Below are 15,918 nucleotides of genomic sequence, written 5' to 3'. Positions count from 1 at the left end.
GTCACTCTGCCGAGGGGCTTGCGCGCACGGAGCGACCGCAAGGTCCGCCCCGCCGGGAGGCGCCGTTCCGGCGGCGGAACGGGGGGCGGCGGCGATGGCGGCGGCGGTGGTTCGGCCGGGGGCGGTTGGTCCACGGGGGACGGCGGCGGCTCCTCGTCCTGCGGGGGAGGCTCGTCCTCCTGTGGAGGAGGCGGCGGGGGGTGCGGCGGCGGAGGCGGCTGACACGGGGCAGCCGGTCCGTGCTCGTTGAAGGTGCCCGGCGGAACGAACTTCCGCCGGGCACCGTCATGTTGATCGCATCTCGACTCTCCGTGCCTTATTCCGTTGAACAGTTGAACTGTGGTGCCCCCGAGGGGATGGAAACCACGCCAAGTTGGGTAAAAACGCTGTGAGCGCCCCTTACTTCGTGATTCTCTCGCTGTTGAGATTTTCCAGCCCCCGGACCTTGGGCGCCTCGAACCTCGGACCTTCGCGCGGAGCCGAGCAGACGATCTCCTACTTCCGTCAGTTCTCAGTTCTCGTGTTTTGCGGAGCCGACCCATGCTCAGAACCCTCAACACCGCCTACACCGACACCCGTGCCGCCGATCTCGCCTGGGCGCTGGGGCGCGAGCCGCTGCCCGCGCTCGCCGTCCTCGATCTCGAACTCGCCGGCGCCAAAGTCCAGATGAGACTTCTCGGCGCCTCCCACCAGGTACTTCTCGAGCAGGAGCAGGGCAGTTGCTCCGAAACGGTCGCCTGTATCCCCGGCAGCAGCACGCCACTGCCGCTCGGCGTGGCCGAGCGCGTGGGGGAGTGGGAGTACGAATTCGCGGCGCGCGTCGAGACGTTGTCGCACGGCTCGTTCGCGGGGCGCGCGCAGGAACTGCTCGCGCTGGTCGCCGACCATCCGAACGGGCTCGCGGGCACGTTCCCGGGTGAACCGCACGCGTTCACGGCGATGCTCGTGCGGCGCATCGAGGGGCAGGTGTCCTGGCACACCTGGCACGCGTATCCCCAGGAAGGGGCGCTGGTGGTGACCCGGACGCGGGTGGGGGTGCGGGTGCCGGTCGCGCTGTAGCCGGGGCGGGGCAGCCCGTGGCCGGGGCTGTCGTGGAGGGCGTGAACGACGGTTTATCACCCTTGTGGGTGACAAGGCGCACGGAAGTCGTGACGTAGCGTTACTGACATGATCGACCAGTCCGTGGCCGCGCCGCCCGACAGCGTGCCGCGGCTGCCCGTCCGACCGAGCGCGGGTCGCTTCCTGATCCTCGCCGTGGTCTTCGTGTGCGCCGCGTGCGGACTGGTGTACGAGCTGGAGCTGGTCGCCCTCGCGTCGTATCTGATCGGGGACTCCGTCACACAGGCGTCGGTCGTCCTGTCCCTGATGGTCTTCGCGATGGGCCTCGGCTCGCTGCTCGCGAAGCGGCTGCGCTGCCGGGCGGCCGTCGGATTCGGTCTGGTGGAGGCGGCGCTCGCGCTGCTCGGGGGCCTCTCGGCGCTGGTGCTGTACGCGACGTTCGCCTGGATGGGCGAGTCGCGGTACGCGCTGATCGGCTTCTCGCTCGCCATCGGGGTCCTCATCGGCGCGGAGATCCCGCTGCTGATGACGCTCATCCAGCGCGTCTCGCGGCAGGACGCGGGCGGGACGGTCGCCGATCTCTTCGCCGCGGACTATGTGGGGGCGCTGGTCGGCGGGCTGGCCTTCCCGTTCCTGCTGCTGCCGTGGTTCGGGCAGCTCACCGGCGCGCTGCTGACCGGCGCGGTCAATGTGGTGGCCGGCGGGGCGCTGGTGCTGTGGGTCTTCGGGCATGATCTGACGGGCCGTGAGCGTGGGCTGCTGCTGATGGTGAACGTGCTGGTGCTGGCGGTTCTGGGCACCGCCGCGGCCCTGGTGGACGACTTCGAGCGGGCCGCGAGGCGCGCGGTGTACGGGGACGGGGTGCGGGTCGCCGTCCAGACGGATGTCCAGGAGATCGTCCTCACGGGCGGGCGCGAGGGGCCGCTGGACCTGTATCTGGACGGGCGGCTGCGGGTCAGCGAGCGCGACGAGTATCGGTACCACGAAGCGCTGGTGCATCCCGCGATGCGCGGTGCGCACGCGCGCGTGCTGATCCTGGGCGGCGGTGACGGGCTCGCGGCGCGCGAGGTCCTGCGCTATCCCGACGTCCGTTCGGTCACGCTGGTCGAGGTGGACCCCGGAGTCGCGCGCCTGGCCCGTACGGATCCGGCGCTCGCGGGGCTGAACGGGCATGTGTACGACGACCCGCGATTCCGGGTGGAGTACGCGGACGCGTTCGCGTGGCTGAGGGGGCGCGGGGCCGCGGCGGGGGCGGGGCTCGGAGCTGGGCGGGGGGCCGGGCGTGGGGCGTACGACGTGGTCATCTCGGACCTGCCCAACCCGGGCATCACCCCGAGCACGAAGCTCTACTCGGAGGAGTTCTACGGGCTCGCCTCACGGGTCCTCGCCAAGGGCGGGCGGCTGGCCGTCCACGCGGGGCCGCCGGCCGTCCTGCCGCGTACGTACTGGACGGTTGACGCGACGCTGCGCGCGGCCGGTTTCGGTACGAGTCCGTACACCGCGACGGGGCGGGTGTCCGGTTTCGGGGCGGGGCCCGACCGGTCCCACGACGGGAAGAACGCGGGCGACGGCGGTGGCGACGGCGGTGGCGGCGGCGCGGGGGCGGACTGGGGCTTCGTCCTCGCCGCGCTCGGCCGGGCGCCGGGCGTGGGGCTGGCCCCGGACGCACCCCGGCTGCGCTCCCTGGCCGCGCCGGTGCTCAAGGCGGGCGTCCTCGGGGCCGAACGCACCCGGTTGCGCGATCTGCCACCGTCGACGCTCGTACATCCGAGGTACGCGGGATGACAGATGCGGTCGTAGGTGGCTGTTGTGTGCGGAGAGGCGCCTGAACCGGCGGGGCTGAGTAGGCTCGGATCCCATGGAGCATGAGGTGTTCATTCCGGTTCCGGCTGAGACCCTCCGCGAGGCGCTGCGGGACCACGCCCGCGTCGCGCGCTGCGTCCCCGGACTCCAGCAGGACGCGGACGAATCGGCGCGGCCCCTCTCGGGCCGCCTCAAGGTCCGCGTGGGCGGCCACACGATCACCTACCGCGGCGCACTGACGCTCACGGAACGGTCGGGCGCCTTCACGGCGAAGGGCGAGGGGGCGGAGGTACGCGGTACGGGCTCCGCCAAGCTGCGCGTGCTCATCAGGCTGACCGAGACCGCCGGGGGCACGACGGTGGCCTTCACGGCGACGGCGACGTCGGACGGCCGCCTGGCGGACATCCCCGCTACGACGGCGGAGGCGGCGGCCCGCCGGCTGCTGGACCGCTTCGCGGCGGGGTTGGGGAAGCCGGGGGAGGGGCCGGGGGCAGATCCGGAGGCGGATCGGGGCGCATCTGCCGCGAGCGCGGCCGGAGTTGCCGGTGCGGACGACGACGTAACGGCTTCGGGGGGCACCCCCGGCGCCGACGACTCCGAGCCGCAGGACCCGCAGGACCCGCAGACCGCGCCCGGTCCCGCCCCTGAAGCCGTCGACCCCGTCGACCCCGACGACCTCGATCCCGACGACCTCGCCCCCCTCGACGCTTCCGCCGGGTTCGGGGTCACCGCCTCCGGGGACGGGGACTTTCTCGTACCGCTCGATCCGCCCGCCGAGGCCGCCCACGCGCGGCGGACCATGATCGGCCGCAGTGCCGAGGAGGTCGACCACGCGCCGCCGCGTGGGCGTTACGCGCCCGAGCAGGTCCCCGACAGCGGGGGCGCCGGTGCCGCGCTGCGGTGGGTGGCGCCGGCCGCCGCGCTCGCCATCGCGGGCGCCGTCGTCGTCGGGCGCGCGCTGCGGCGCAGGCGTTGAGCCGCACGCCGATCCGTACGCCCAGCCTCAGGACGGCGCCTCGTAGCACGTGGCCATCGCGACGGCACGCTCGCGCAGGGAGTCGCGCAGCCACTGCGGGGCCAACGCCTCCGCGCCCGTGGCGAGTTGCCACAGCGCCCATTCCGCGTGTCTGCGATCCTGGAAGGTCAACTCCAGCCGCAGCCACCCGTCCGTGCCGGCCCCGTCGTCGGCGCCTTCGGTGAGGACGGCCAGCGCCGTGCCCACCAGTTCCTCCCGCCGCGCCGGGTTCACCCGTACCAGCACGGTGACTTGGTCGCCGCCGGTCCGAAACCGGGTGCCGCGTTCCTGCCAGGCCCGGCCCAGATCCACCCGGTCCGGTCGCTGGGCCGGTTCGGTGAGTTCTTCGGCGGCCAGGACCCGGGACAGCCGGTAGGTGCGGTCCGCGCCGGACCTCGTCGCCAGCAGGTAGCCCTGGTCGCGCACGGTGACCAGACCGATCGGGTCCACCGTGCGCCACTTCGGCGGCCGGTCCACAGCCGCGTAATGGATACGCAGCTTGTGCCCGGCGAACACCGCCCGCCGGACCTCGGCCACGATGCGGTCGGGCACCTCCTCCTCGGCGGCCGGCCGACGCGAGAGGAGGTCCGTCTCCGGGTCGATGAGCAGTCGCCGGGCCGCGCCGGCCGCGGTCGCCCGATAGCTCTCGGGCAGCGCGTCGACCACCTTGCGCATGGCCGACGCGAGCGCCGAGCCGAGGCCGAACACCTGCGCGCCGCGCCGCGATCCGGCGACCAGCAGGGCAAGTGCCTCGTCGTGGTTCAGCCCGGTCAGCTCGGTCTGGAAACCGGGCAGCAGCGCGAAACCGCCGTTGCGCCCACGCTCGGCGTAGACCGGGACGCCGGCCGCCGACAGCGACTCGATGTCGCGCAGCACGGTGCGGGTGGATACCTCCAACTCGCGGGCCAGCGCGGTCGCCGACATCCGGCCGTGCTGCCGCAGCAGCAGCACCATCGATACCAACCGGTCGGCGCGCACAGGAAAAACCTACCGGAATACATGACACAGGATGTCGTGTATTCGTTGCGAGGCTTGCCCACGTGAAAGACCCCCATCGCCTAGGAGAGGTGAGCCACGTGGCACACACCGTTGTCAATCCTGACGGCTTGCACGACCCGGTCCCGTTCGGCTACAGCCACACCGCCACCGTCCCCGCGGGCACCGAACTGGTGCTTGTCGCGGGCCAGTACGGATCGGGCCCGGACGGCGCTGTCGTCTCGGCCGACTTCGCCGAGCAGGTGAAGCAGACGTTCAGCAACATCCGCGTCGCTCTCGCCGCCCATGGTCTCGACCTCAGCCATGTCGTGCAGCTCAGGACGTACGTCGTGAACCATGACGTCGGCAAGCTCGGGCCGATCGCCGGGGCCGTACAGGAGGGCTGGGGCAACCAACCGCCCACGCAGACCCTCATCGGTGTCGCGAGCCTGGCCGCGCCCGACGTGCTGTTCGAGGTCGAGGCCCTGGCCGCCCGGCCCTGACGCGGCGCGGGCGTTGAGCCGTACGCCGGGCCCCGCCGGTTAGGGTCATGGCGTGAGTACGGACACGGACCAGAAGCGCGAGATCCGACTGGCGGCCGGCGACGCCGAGTTGACCATCCATCCGGCGAACGGCTGCCGCGTCGCGAGCCTGCGCGTCGGCGGCACCGAACTGCTGCGCCAGGGCGACCGCTACGGCTGCTTCCCGATGGTGCCCTGGTGCGGGCGGGTCGCGCTGGGGCGGTTCCGCAACGGTGGTGAGACCCACCAACTGCCGCTCAACTCCCCGCCGCACGCCATCCACGGCACCGGACGCGACACCTCCTGGCGTACGGCGCGCAAGGGCGCGAGCGAGGCGGCTTTCACGTACGAGCTGTCCGACCCCTGGCCGTACACCGGCCGGGTCACCCAGCTTTTCGAGCTGACCGACGACTCGCTCACGCTCACGCTGGGCGTCGAGACGTACGACGACTCCTTCCCCGCGCAGGCGGGCTGGCATCCGTGGTTCCTGCGGCACCTGGACGGCAGCACGGCCGACGAGGACGCCGTACGTCTCGACTTCACCCCCGCGTGGCAGGAGGAGCGCGGCGAGGACCATCTGCCCACGGGGCGCCGTATCGAGCCCCGGCCCGGCCCGTGGGACGACTGCTTCGCGATGCCCGACGGCGTCGACGCCACACTGACCTGGCCGGGACGGCTCGAACTCAAGGTGACCAGCACCGCCGAGTGGGCCGTGATCTACGACGAGCAGGCCGAAGCCGTCTGCGTCGAACCGCAGACCGGCCCGCCGAACGGGCTCAACACCGCGCCGCGGCTGGTCACCCCCATCGATCCGCTGGAGATCCGGGCGACCTGGCGCTGGCGCCGGCTCTGAAAAGCCTCTCCGACAGGGGCGCGGCGCCCGGGTCGTAAGCTCAGGGCCATGACTGAGGCCATGACTGACGTACGCGCTGACCTGCTCCAGCAGATCAAGGACAAGGCCGTGGTGCACGGCAAAGTGACCCTCTCGTCCGGCATCGAGGCCGACTGGTACATCGACCTGCGCCGCATCACGCTGGACGGGCAGGCCGCGCCGCTGGTCGGTCAGGTCATGCTCGACACCGCCGCCGAGGCCGGTGTCGACTACGACTGCGTGGGCGGGCTGACGCTCGGCGCGGACCCCGTCGCGACGTCGATGCTGCACGCGTCGGCCACGCGCGGGCAGCGCCTGGACGCGTTCGTCGTACGTAAGCAGGGCAAGGCCCATGGCATGCAGCGGCGTATCGAGGGCACGGATGTGAAGGGCCGCCGCTGTCTGGTGGTGGAGGACGTGTCGACCACCGGCGGGTCCCCGCTGACGGCGGTCGACGCGGTGCGTGAGGCGGGCGGCGACGTCGTCGCCGTCGCGGTGATCGTCGACCGCGGGGCCGCGTCCGCCGTCGAGGCCGCGGGGCTGCGCTACATCAACGCCTACACGCTGGGCGAGCTGGGGCTGGCCTGAGGCTCACCGCCCGGACGAGAGTCTGGAAAGATGGAGGCGACAATGACGTCGCCCCCAGGTCAGGGACAAAGCACCTCACACCCGCACATCACAAGGAGCGGCCCGATGCCCATCGCAACCCCCGAGGTCTACGCCGAGATGCTCGACCGGGCGAAGGCAGGCAAGTTCGCCTACCCGGCCATCAATGTGACCTCGTCCCAGACTCTGCACGCCGCGCTGCGCGGGTTCGCGGAGGCCGAGAGCGACGGCATCATCCAGATGTCAACCGGTGGTGCGGAGTTCCTTGGCGGCCAGCACAACAAGGACATGGTGACGGGTGCGGTCGCGCTCGCGGAGTTCGCGCACATCGTGGCCGCGAAGTACGACATCACGGTCGCGCTGCACACCGACCACTGTCCCAAGGACAAGCTGGACACGTACGTGCGTCCGCTGCTGGAGGTCTCCGCCGAGCGCGTCAAGGCCGGCCGGAACCCGCTGTTCCAGTCGCATATGTGGGACGGCTCCGCCGAGACCTTGGCCGACAACCTCGCCATCGGCGAGGAGCTGCTGGCGAAGGCCGCCGCCGCGCGGATCATCCTCGAGGTCGAGATCACCCCGACCGGTGGCGAGGAGGACGGCGTCACGCACGAGATCAACGACTCCCTCTACACGACCGTGGACGACGCGCTGCGCACCGCCGAGGCGCTGGGCCTGGGCGACAAGGGCCGTTACCTGCTGGCCGCGTCCTTCGGCAATGTGCACGGCGTGTACAAGCCGGGCAACGTCGTGCTCCGTCCCGAGCTGCTGAAGGACCTTCAGGAGGGCGTCGCCGCGAAGTACGGCAAGCCCGCCGGCAGCCAGCCCTTCGACTTCGTCTTCCACGGCGGCTCGGGCTCCTCCGCCGAGGAGATCGCGACGGCGCTGGAGAACGGCGTCGTGAAGATGAACCTGGACACGGATACGCAGTACGCCTTCACGCGGCCCGTGGCCGACCACGTACTGAAGAACTACGACGGCGTGCTGAAGGTCGACGGCGAGGTCGGCTCCAAGAAGACGTACGACCCGCGTACGTGGGGCAAGCTGGCCGAGGCGGGCATGGCGAAGCGGGTGACCGAAGCGTGTGGGGCGCTGCGGTCGACGGGGACGCGGCTGAAGTAGCCGATCCCTGCGGGTCGGTTTCGTCCTCAAGCGCCGGACGGGCTGGGTGGTTGCGGTGGTGGCCGGGTGCCGCTCCGGGGTCATGCCCGGACGGCATGATTTACGGCGCCCAGCGGTCCTGGGAAAGCGTCAGGCCCGGGTTGCGCCACAAATCACGCTTTAGTGTCCGGACACGACCCCTGCGCGTCCCCCTTCCCCGCGCGGGAGGGGGGTTTGCCTGAACTGCGGACCGTGGCGGCGTGAGGGGGGCGGGGTCGGAGGGTGGGTGTGTTCGGACACTCAGGCTGATTTGTGTCGCGTGGACATGCCGGTCTCGTCGAGACCAACGAGCGTTGCACGCGGCGTAAATCATGCCGTCCGGACATACCCACCCGGAGGGCCCGCACCCCGCCCCCGGCAACGAGACCGCAACCACCAAGCCCGTCCGGCGCTTGAGGACACCCGACCACCGGCCCGCAGGCCGCGGACGGCCCGCGCGGTCCACCGGCTCGCCACGCAACGCCCCCGCAGGGATGATGCGCTCATGGACATCAGGCTGGGCACGGCCCCCGGCCGGTGGATCGTGCTGACCACCGTGCTCGGCTCCACCATGGCGCTGCTCGACTCGACCGTCGTCAATGTCGCCCTGCCGCACATCGGTGACGATCTCCACGCGAGCCTGGCCGACCTCCAGTGGACGGTCAACGCGTACATGCTCACGCTCGCCGGGCTGATCCTGCTCGGCGGGTCGCTCGGCGACCGCTACGGGCGGCGGCGGATCTTTGTGCTCGGCACCGTGTGGTTCGCCCTCGGGTCGCTGCTGTGCGGTGTCGCGCCCACCGCCGAGGTGCTGATCGTCGCGCGGGCGCTCCAGGGGGTGGGCGGTGCGCTGTTGGTGCCCGGGTCGCTGGCGCTGATTCAGGCCAGCTTCCATCCGGACGACCGGGCGCGGGCGGTGGGGCTGTGGTCGGGGCTCGGCGGTGTCGGGGCGGCGGTCGGGCCGTTCCTGGGCGGGTTTCTGGTGGACGGGCCCGGCTGGCGGTGGGTCTTCCTGCTGAACGTGCCGCTGGCCGCGATCTGTGTGCCGGTGGCCCTGCGGCACGTACCGGAGTCGAAGGACCCGGCGGCGCACGGCCGGTTCGATGTGCTCGGCGCGGTGCTGGGCGCGGTGGCGCTGGGCCTGGTGACGTACGCGCTGATCGCGAAGGTGTGGTGGGCGGGGGCCGCGGGGGTGCTGGTGGCCGTGGCGTTCGTGGTGCTGGAGCGGCGGCGGCCCGATCCGATGCTGCCGCCGTCGATCTTCGCGTCGCGGCTGTTCACGTCGGTCAATCTGGTGACGCTGTGCGTGTACGCGGCGTTCGGCGGGTTCTTCTTCCTCGCGTCGTTGCAGCTCCAGGTCGTCGCGGGCTACTCGGCGCTCGGCGCGGGGACGGCGCTGCTGCCGACGACCGTGCTGATGCTGCTGTTCTCCGCCAGGTCGGGTGAGCTGGGCGCGAAGATCGGGCCGCGTATCCCGCTCACGGTGGGGCCGCTGCTGTGTGCCGCCGGGCTGTTGCTGATGCTGCGGGTGGGCGGGGGCGCGGACGCGTCGTACGTACGGGACGTACTGCCCGCGCTGGTGGTGATGGGGCTCGGCATGGTGACCCTGGTCGCGCCGCTGACCTCGACGGTCCTGGCGTCGGTCGACAGCTCGCGCGCGGGTCTGGCCAGCGGTATCAACAACGCGGCGGCGCGTGCGGCGGGTCTGCTGGCGGTGGCCGCGCTGCCGCTGCTGGCGGGCGCGGGGCCGGAGGTGTACCGCTCGGCGACGCAGTTCGACGCGGCGTTCGACCGGGCGATGCCGATGTGCGCGGGGGTGCTGGTCCTCGGGTCGCTGATCGCCTTCGTGGCGGTGCGTACGCCGGGTGCCGCCGCTCCCGGCGCGAAGGCCGAGGTCGCGCCGAGCCTGCCGCAGTGCAAGGTCAACTGCGGGCTGTCGTCGCCGCCGCTGGAGCCGACGGCGGTGCGGGAAGGGCCGGCGGGAGACGGGGGCGGGGGCGCGTCCAGGGCGCAGGCGTGAGGCGCGTGGGGGCGCGGTCGTACGGGATTCGGGCGGGCGATTGCCGGTGGCAAACCCGCACCACCGCCACGGAATCCGGCGCGACCTGGGACACTCGGAAGCATGGCCATCCACAAAGACCTTCTTGGGGGACCGCCCCCCACCCACCTGCCCGACGACCCCGAACCGCGCGAGCTTCTCGCGAACGGGACGGCGCCCGCCGACGTCGCGGCGAAGTACCCGACGTCGTCGCTCGCGTGGGCCCAGCTCGCCGACGACGCCTTCGAGAACGGCCGGGTCGTGGAGTCGTACGCGTACGCCCGTACCGGCTACCACCGCGGCCTCGACTCGCTGCGCCGCAGCGGCTGGAAGGGGCACGGCCCGGTGCCGTGGGAGCACGAGCCGAACCGCGGCTTCCTGCGTGCCCTGCACGCCCTCGCCCGCTCCGCGCAGGCGATCGGCGAGCGGGAGGAGTATGAGCGCTGCTCGGGCTTCCTGCGGGACTCGTCCGCGGCGGCGGCCGACACCCTCGGCTGAGTCGCGGATCAGTCCGTAACACCGTGAATCCCCGTGTATCCACGTGAATCCCCGGGTATCCCCGTGAGTCGTCGCAGGTCCGTGGCCGTCCGAAAGGCTAGGGGCCCGCGACGGTCCGGCGTGTGCGGTCGATACGATCGCACACGCCATCGAATCCGGCAGGAGGCCCCGGCACCCTCTCCCCCGTAGCCGGTCGTAGTGGGGAGAAGTCGGTCTTGGGCAAGAGAGACCTGGCCGAACGCCGTCCGGTCGCCCGTGCCGTGCTCATCGGCGTGGGACTGACCGCACTCCTCGTCGGCGGTGGCGCGGCCCTCGTGGGGTCGCCGGACTCCGAGCCCACCGCCGAGGCCGCGGCCCCCGACGACGAGAAGCCCCGGTCGTCCACCAGCCCGGTCCCCCCTCCCACCGGCAGCCCCAGCCTCACCCCCGGCCCCGAGGCGCCGTCCCGTATCCCCATCCCCCCGGACGGCCCCGGCACCTTCACGACCGCCCGCTCGACCGGCTCACCCGTCGGCTCCGGCGACGCCGTGCTCCGCTACACGGTCCAGGTCGAGAACGGCATCGACCTCTCCGAGCGGGACGCCGCCGTCGAGATCGAGACAATCCTGGCGCACCCCCGGGGCTGGACCTCGGACGGCCGGAACTCCTTCCAGCTCGTGGGCTCGGGACCGTCCGACTTCGACGTCAAGATCGCGACGCCGGGCACCGTGGACCGGATCTGCGGCGCCGCCGGCCTGCTCACGCGGGGCGAGGTGAACTGCACCGTGGGCCACTCCGTCGTGGTGAACCTCAAGCGGTGGGTGCTGGGGTCCGAGCAGTTCGACGGCCCGGTCACCGAGTACCGCGCGCTGATCATCAATCATGAGGTCGGCCACCGCCTGGGGAAGGGCCATGTCACCTGTGGCGAGGCCGGAAAGCCCGCGCCGGCGATGATGCAGCAGATCAAGGGTCTGCACGGCTGCCTTGCGAATGCCTGGCCGTACGCGGAGGACGGGGCGTACATCACAGGTCCGGCGGTCTCGTGAAGGCGGGATTATGATGCCGTCAGGGGACCGGAGCTCCGATGCCGATCGGAAAGGGGCGGACCGCTACCCGGTAGCAATATCGAGGAGACAGAGATGTCGCAGCACCCCGATGCCTCCGGAGCCGGTTCGGATGCCCCGAACCTCGACTTCGCGGGTACGACCCCGTACGAGGACTACGTCCAGGCGGATGTCCTCACCCATCTCCAGCACCCGGTGTCCGACGACCCGGGCGAGATGGTCTTCCTGGTGACCACCCAGGTGATGGAGCTGTGGTTCACCGTCATCGTCCACGAGTGGGAGACCGCGTCGCGCGCGCTGCGCGAGGACCGGGTGCCGGTCGCGGTCGACGCGCTCAAGCGGTCGGTGCGCGAGCTGGAGGCGCTGAACGCGTCGTGGACTCCGCTGGCGCAGTTGACGCCCGTGCAGTTCAACTCGTACCGCAGCGCGCTCGGTGACGGCTCGGGCTTCCAGTCGGCGATGTACCGGCGGATGGAGTTCCTGCTGGGCGACAAGTCGGCGTCCATGCTCGTGCCGCACCGTGGTGCGCCGCGCGTGCACGCGGAGCTGGAGAAGGCGCTCCAGGAGCCGAGCCTGTACGACGAGGTGCTGAGCCTGCTGGCCCGGCGCGGGCTGCCGGTGCCGGCCCAGGCGCTGGAGCGGGACCGCACGCTGAAGTACGAGCCGTCGACGGCGGTCGAGGAGATCTGGACCGGGGTCTACGCGGAGCCCGACCAGCACGGTGAAGTCATCAGGCTGGGCGAGGCGTTGACGGATGTCGCCGAGCTGGTGTGGCGCTGGCGCAACGACCATCTCGTGGCGACGCGGCGTGCGATGGGGTCCAAGACCGGGACGGGCGGCTCCGCCGGGGTCGCGTGGCTGGAGAAGCGCGCGCAGAAGAACGTGTTCCCGGAGCTGTGGACGGCGCGCAGCCATGTCTGAGGCTCTGTCCGACGTGCTGTTGAAGCGCGCCGCGGAACTCGACGCGGCGGACGAACTGGCCGCGCACCGCGAGCTGTTCGCGCTCGACGACTCCGTATACCTGGACGGCAACTCGCTCGGGGCGCTGCCCCGCCACGTACCCGCGCGGATCCAGGATGTTGTCGCCCGGCAGTGGGGCGAGCTGCGCATCCGCTCCTGGACCGAGGGCGGTTGGTGGACCGCGCCGGAGCGCATCGGCGACCGGATCGCGCCGCTGGTCGGCGCGGGACCGGGCCGGGTCGTGGTCGGTGACTCCACAAGTGTCAACGTCTTCAAGGCGGTTGTGGCGGCGGCTCGGCTGGCCGGGGAGGGGCGTGACGAACTCCTGGTGGACGCCGAGACGTTCCCCACGGACGGGTACCTCGCTCAGTCGGCGGCACGGATGACCGGTCTGCGGCTGGTGCCGGTGTTGCCTGCGCGGGTGCCGGGTGCCGCCGGGCCGCGTACGGCCGCCGCGCTCGTCAACCACGTCGACTACCGCACGGGCCGGCTCCATGACCTGCCCGGTATCACGGCCGCGCTGCACGACGCGGGCGCGCTCGCGATCTGGGACCTGTGCCACAGCGCGGGCGCGCTGCCGGTCGGACTGGACGAGCACGGCGTCGACCTGGCGGTGGGCTGCACGTACAAGTACCTGAACGGCGGGCCGGGTTCACCGGCCTTCCTGTACGTCTCCGAGCGCCATCAGGCGGCCTTCGACTCCCCGCTGCCCGGCTGGACATCGCACGCAGACCCGTTCGGGATGACCCCCGACTACGCGCCGGCGGACGGCGCGACGCGCGGCCGGGTCGGCACGCCGGACATCCTCTCCATGCTGGCGCTGGAGGCGGCGCTCGATGTCTGGGAGGGCGTATCGCTGGAGGCTCTGCGGGCCAAGAGTCTGGCGCTGACGGACTTCTTCCTGCGCTGCGTGGAGGCGTACGCTCCGGCGGGCCGGGTCACCTCGATGACGCCGACGGCGCACGCGGAGCGCGGCAGCCAGGTGGCGCTGCGCTGCGCGGAGGCGCCCGCGGTGATGGCGGAGCTGATCAGCCGCGGCGTGGTCGGCGACCTGCGGCGTCCGGACGTGCTGCGGTTCGGCTTCACGCCGCTGTACGTCGGCTTCCGTGACGCGGAGCGGGCGGCGCGGGTGCTGGGGGAGGTACTGGCCTGAGCGGCGTGCCGATGGGGCGGGAGTCGCTGGCCGGGGCTCCCGCCCCATCGGTGTGTGGTTACGGGGATGGGGGGCGGGCCCAAACGGCGGTTGACGGCCCGGCCCGGTTCGGTGAGTTGATCACTGTCGGGCTGGACGCCGCGCCCCACGGTCGCTGGAGGAGGCCGCCGAGCCCGCCGGCCGCCAGACCCGCCGCACCGGCGGTGAGCAGGGCGGCGGCCACGGTCAGCAGGATGGCGGCGCGGCTGTTTCCGGCCCGGTTTGTGGTGATCTTGTCGAGCCAGGTGTGGAGCCGTGCCGCGTCGAACGGGTGCGACTGGCCGGCGCACGCGGCGGCGACGACGAGCGTCGCGACCCGGAGCACGTGCCCTGTGCCCGCTGGGCGAGGAGCGGAGCCAACGAGCGGGCCGACAACCAACCGGGCGTCGGGCGCTGCGCGGGGTGCTGTACATCCACCGAACGGTGGAGGCGCGAATCAACCCAAGCGCAGACGCTACGGTCGATGTGGCGGGGTGCGGTGCGTCCGTAACTTCGCCGTATGACCGCATTGGAAGTGCGAAATCTGCACAAGCGCTACGGGCGGCACGTTGCCGTCGACGACGTCTCTTTCAGCGTTGACGAGGGCGAGATCTTCGGCATCATCGGGCCCAACGGCGCGGGCAAGACGACCACCGTCGAGAGCATCGCCGGCCTGCGGACGCCCGACTCGGGCTCGATCTCTGTGCTGGGATTCGACCCGGTCAAGGACCGGGCGCAGGTGCGTGAGCGACTTGGCGTGCAACTCCAGGAGAGCAGCTTCCCGGACGCGATCAAGGTCGCCGAAGCCCTTGAGCTCTACAGCTCCTTCTACCGGAACCCCGCCGACTGGCGCGAGCTCATGCAGCTCCTTGGTCTCACCGAGAAGCGCGACACGCGGTACAAGGCTCTCTCGGGCGGGCAGAAGCAGCGGCTTTCGATCGCGCTCGCCCTGGTCGGCAATCCGGAGGTCGCGATTCTCGACGAGCTCACGACGGGACTGGACCCGCAGGCGAGGCGCGACACCTGGAGCCTCATCGAGCGGGTTCGTGACACGGGCGTCACGATCCTCCTCGTCACGCACTTCATGGATGAGGCGGAGCGCCTCAGCGACCGGATCGCCGTCATCGACGGTGGCCGGATCGCCGCGGTGGATACGCCCGCAGGGCTGATCGCGCGGTCGAGCGCGGTGCGGCAGGTCCGGTTCCGCGTGAGTCGACCGCTGGACAGGAGTGTCCTGACCGGGCTTCCCGACGTGACCGATGTCGAGATCACCGAGGGCCGCTGGCTGGTCACCGGCAGGGGGCAGCTTCTGAGCAGCGTCGCGGGGGCTCTCGCCAGGGCGCAGGTCGTGGCGGAGGATCTGCGCGTCGACCAGCGCAACCTCGACGACGCGTTCGTGGCCTTCACGGGACGCGCCGCGGAGTCCCCAGAACCCTCCGAGAGGAGGGTCGACTGATGCGTGCCCTCCTGAAGATGGTCAAGGTCGAGAGGAAACTCTTCCTCCGGGACTCCGCCACCGTCGTCTTCGGTGTGCTGTTCCCGGCGGGACTCCTGCTCGGGCTGGGTGCCGTCCCTTCGCTCAGAGAGCCGTCCCCGGAAACCGGCGGGCTCCGGTCCATCGACATCTGGGCACCGACCGCACTGGTGTTCGGGATGGTGATGATCGCCGTGCAGCACGTCCCGGCGGTGATCGCGACGTATCGAGAGCGCGGCATCCTGCGCAGGCTGTCGACCACTCCCGCGCATCCGCGGAACGTCCTGCTCGCGCAGATGATCGTCGCGTTCGCCTCCGTGGTCGTCTCCGCGGCACTCATGATCTTCGTCGCGTGGGCGGTGCTGGATATCGCGCCGCCCACGCGGCCCCTGGAGTTCGTCGTCGCCTTCGTCGTCGGCTACGCGGCACTGCTCGGGCTCGGCATGATCTCCGCGGCGGTGGTCCGCACGAGCGGTGCCGCGAACCAGATCGGCACGCTCCTGTTCGTCGCGCTGATGTTCTTCGGCGGGGCCTTCCTGCCCCGTGTCCTCATGCCCGACGTGCTGCGCGAGGTCGGCGAGTTCATACCGCCCGGGTTGCAGGCCCTCACCGCGGCGTGGTCCGCCGAAGCGGGCGAGGTCACCGCCACCGCCGGTGGGCAGCCCTTCTGGCTACAGATCGCCATAATGGCGGGTATCGCAGTGATCGCGAGCGCGATCGCCGCGAAGCTCTTCCGCTGGGAGTAAG

16 protein-coding genes are annotated in these 15,918 nt (G+C 71.5%); 14 read left to right on the top strand and 2 right to left on the bottom strand.

Annotated elements, in window-relative coordinates; translation table 11 throughout:
* Positions 1–540 precede the first annotated feature (540 nt).
* From OG329_RS18285 to OG329_RS18275, 3 genes are all read left to right on the top strand, one after another.
* Positions 541–1,059, top strand: coding sequence for a DUF2617 family protein (locus OG329_RS18285; protein ID WP_405796418.1), 519 nt, complete (start codon positions 541–543; stop codon positions 1,057–1,059).
* A gap of 108 nt (positions 1,060–1,167) precedes the next feature.
* Positions 1,168–2,844 carry a polyamine aminopropyltransferase gene (locus OG329_RS18280; protein ID WP_405796416.1) on the top strand — a complete coding sequence of 559 codons (1,677 nt, stop codon included), beginning with the start codon at positions 1,168–1,170 and terminating at the stop codon, positions 2,842–2,844.
* 73 nt (positions 2,845–2,917) lie between these two features.
* Entirely contained in the window at positions 2,918–3,838 is a 921-nt protein-coding gene (locus OG329_RS18275) for an SRPBCC domain-containing protein (RefSeq protein ID WP_405796414.1), read from the top strand.
* A gap of 27 nt (positions 3,839–3,865) precedes the next feature.
* Here the strand turns inward: OG329_RS18275 and OG329_RS18270 are convergent, their stop codons facing one another.
* Positions 3,866–4,855, bottom strand: a complete 990-nt coding sequence (locus OG329_RS18270; protein WP_405796412.1) for a helix-turn-helix transcriptional regulator — start codon at positions 4,853–4,855, stop codon at positions 3,866–3,868.
* A gap of 98 nt (positions 4,856–4,953) precedes the next feature.
* Here OG329_RS18270 and OG329_RS18265 point away from each other — a divergent pair, with 98 nt between their 5' ends.
* The 9 genes from OG329_RS18265 to kynU all read left to right on the top strand — a co-directional run bounded on the left by OG329_RS18265 (position 4,954) and on the right by kynU (position 13,679).
* Entirely contained in the window at positions 4,954–5,355 is a 402-nt protein-coding gene (locus OG329_RS18265; RefSeq protein ID WP_405796410.1) for a RidA family protein, read from the top strand.
* A 52-nt stretch (positions 5,356–5,407) separates the two neighbouring features.
* Positions 5,408–6,226, top strand: coding sequence for an aldose 1-epimerase (locus OG329_RS18260; protein ID WP_405796408.1), 819 nt, complete (start codon positions 5,408–5,410; stop codon positions 6,224–6,226).
* Between the two features lie 60 nt (positions 6,227–6,286).
* Complete coding sequence (gene pyrE / locus OG329_RS18255) at positions 6,287–6,832, top strand: orotate phosphoribosyltransferase (RefSeq protein WP_405801896.1); 546 nt, start codon at positions 6,287–6,289, stop codon at positions 6,830–6,832.
* Positions 6,833–6,937: 105 nt separating this feature from the next.
* Entirely contained in the window at positions 6,938–7,969 is a 1,032-nt protein-coding gene (gene fbaA, locus OG329_RS18250; protein ID WP_405796406.1) for a class II fructose-bisphosphate aldolase, read from the top strand.
* Positions 7,970–8,492: 523 nt separating this feature from the next.
* Positions 8,493–10,007, top strand: coding sequence for an MFS transporter (locus tag OG329_RS18245; protein ID WP_405796405.1), 1,515 nt, complete (start codon positions 8,493–8,495; stop codon positions 10,005–10,007).
* A 102-nt stretch (positions 10,008–10,109) separates the two neighbouring features.
* Positions 10,110–10,523 carry a DUF3151 domain-containing protein gene (locus tag OG329_RS18240; RefSeq protein ID WP_405796403.1) on the top strand — a complete coding sequence of 138 codons (414 nt, stop codon included), beginning with the start codon at positions 10,110–10,112 and terminating at the stop codon, positions 10,521–10,523.
* Between the two features lie 215 nt (positions 10,524–10,738).
* Positions 10,739–11,548: a DUF3152 domain-containing protein gene (locus tag OG329_RS18235; protein ID WP_405796402.1), complete on the top strand. Its 810-nt coding sequence runs from the start codon at positions 10,739–10,741 to the stop codon at positions 11,546–11,548.
* Between the two features lie 93 nt (positions 11,549–11,641).
* Positions 11,642–12,487 (top strand): tryptophan 2,3-dioxygenase family protein, encoded by an 846-nt coding sequence (locus OG329_RS18230; protein ID WP_405796401.1) that lies wholly within the window; start codon positions 11,642–11,644, stop codon positions 12,485–12,487.
* Complete coding sequence (gene kynU / locus OG329_RS18225) at positions 12,480–13,679, top strand: kynureninase (protein ID WP_405796399.1); 1,200 nt, start codon at positions 12,480–12,482, stop codon at positions 13,677–13,679. Before OG329_RS18230 ends, kynU begins: the two co-directional genes overlap by 8 nt.
* Before the next feature lie 58 nt (positions 13,680–13,737).
* Here the strand turns inward: kynU and OG329_RS18220 are convergent, their stop codons facing one another.
* A complete protein-coding gene (locus tag OG329_RS18220; protein WP_405796398.1) occupies positions 13,738–14,043 on the bottom strand; it encodes a hypothetical protein in 306 nt (101 codons plus the stop codon).
* A 174-nt stretch (positions 14,044–14,217) separates the two neighbouring features.
* Here OG329_RS18220 and OG329_RS18215 point away from each other — a divergent pair, with 174 nt between their 5' ends.
* Both OG329_RS18215 and OG329_RS18210 read left to right on the top strand, forming a co-directional pair.
* Entirely contained in the window at positions 14,218–15,153 is a 936-nt protein-coding gene (locus tag OG329_RS18215; RefSeq protein ID WP_405796397.1) for an ABC transporter ATP-binding protein, read from the top strand.
* Positions 15,153–15,917, top strand: coding sequence for an ABC transporter permease (locus tag OG329_RS18210; protein WP_405796396.1), 765 nt, complete (start codon positions 15,153–15,155; stop codon positions 15,915–15,917). Before OG329_RS18215 ends, OG329_RS18210 begins: the two co-directional genes overlap by 1 nt.
* The last annotated feature ends 1 nt before the right edge of the window (position 15,918 follow it).

Origin of the sequence: Streptomyces sp. NBC_01506 (assembly GCF_045040295.1) — a bacterium.
GTDB lineage: Bacteria > Actinomycetota > Actinomycetes > Streptomycetales > Streptomycetaceae > Streptomyces.
This window is presented reverse-complemented; position numbering and strand designations above follow the sequence as displayed.

Coding starts and splice junctions, on each gene's coding strand:
- OG329_RS18285 (WP_405796418.1), top strand. CDS start 541: ATGCTCAGAACCCTCAACACCGCCTACACCGACACCCGTGCCGCCGAT.
- OG329_RS18280 (WP_405796416.1), top strand. CDS start 1,168: ATGATCGACCAGTCCGTGGCCGCGCCGCCCGACAGCGTGCCGCGGCTG.
- OG329_RS18275 (WP_405796414.1), top strand. CDS start 2,918: ATGGAGCATGAGGTGTTCATTCCGGTTCCGGCTGAGACCCTCCGCGAG.
- pyrE (WP_405801896.1), top strand. CDS start 6,287: ATGACTGACGTACGCGCTGACCTGCTCCAGCAGATCAAGGACAAGGCC.
- fbaA (WP_405796406.1), top strand. CDS start 6,938: ATGCCCATCGCAACCCCCGAGGTCTACGCCGAGATGCTCGACCGGGCG.
- OG329_RS18245 (WP_405796405.1), top strand. CDS start 8,493: ATGGACATCAGGCTGGGCACGGCCCCCGGCCGGTGGATCGTGCTGACC.
- OG329_RS18240 (WP_405796403.1), top strand. CDS start 10,110: ATGGCCATCCACAAAGACCTTCTTGGGGGACCGCCCCCCACCCACCTG.
- OG329_RS18230 (WP_405796401.1), top strand. CDS start 11,642: ATGTCGCAGCACCCCGATGCCTCCGGAGCCGGTTCGGATGCCCCGAAC.
- kynU (WP_405796399.1), top strand. CDS start 12,480: ATGTCTGAGGCTCTGTCCGACGTGCTGTTGAAGCGCGCCGCGGAACTC.
- OG329_RS18215 (WP_405796397.1), top strand. CDS start 14,218: ATGACCGCATTGGAAGTGCGAAATCTGCACAAGCGCTACGGGCGGCAC.
- OG329_RS18210 (WP_405796396.1), top strand. CDS start 15,153: ATGCGTGCCCTCCTGAAGATGGTCAAGGTCGAGAGGAAACTCTTCCTC.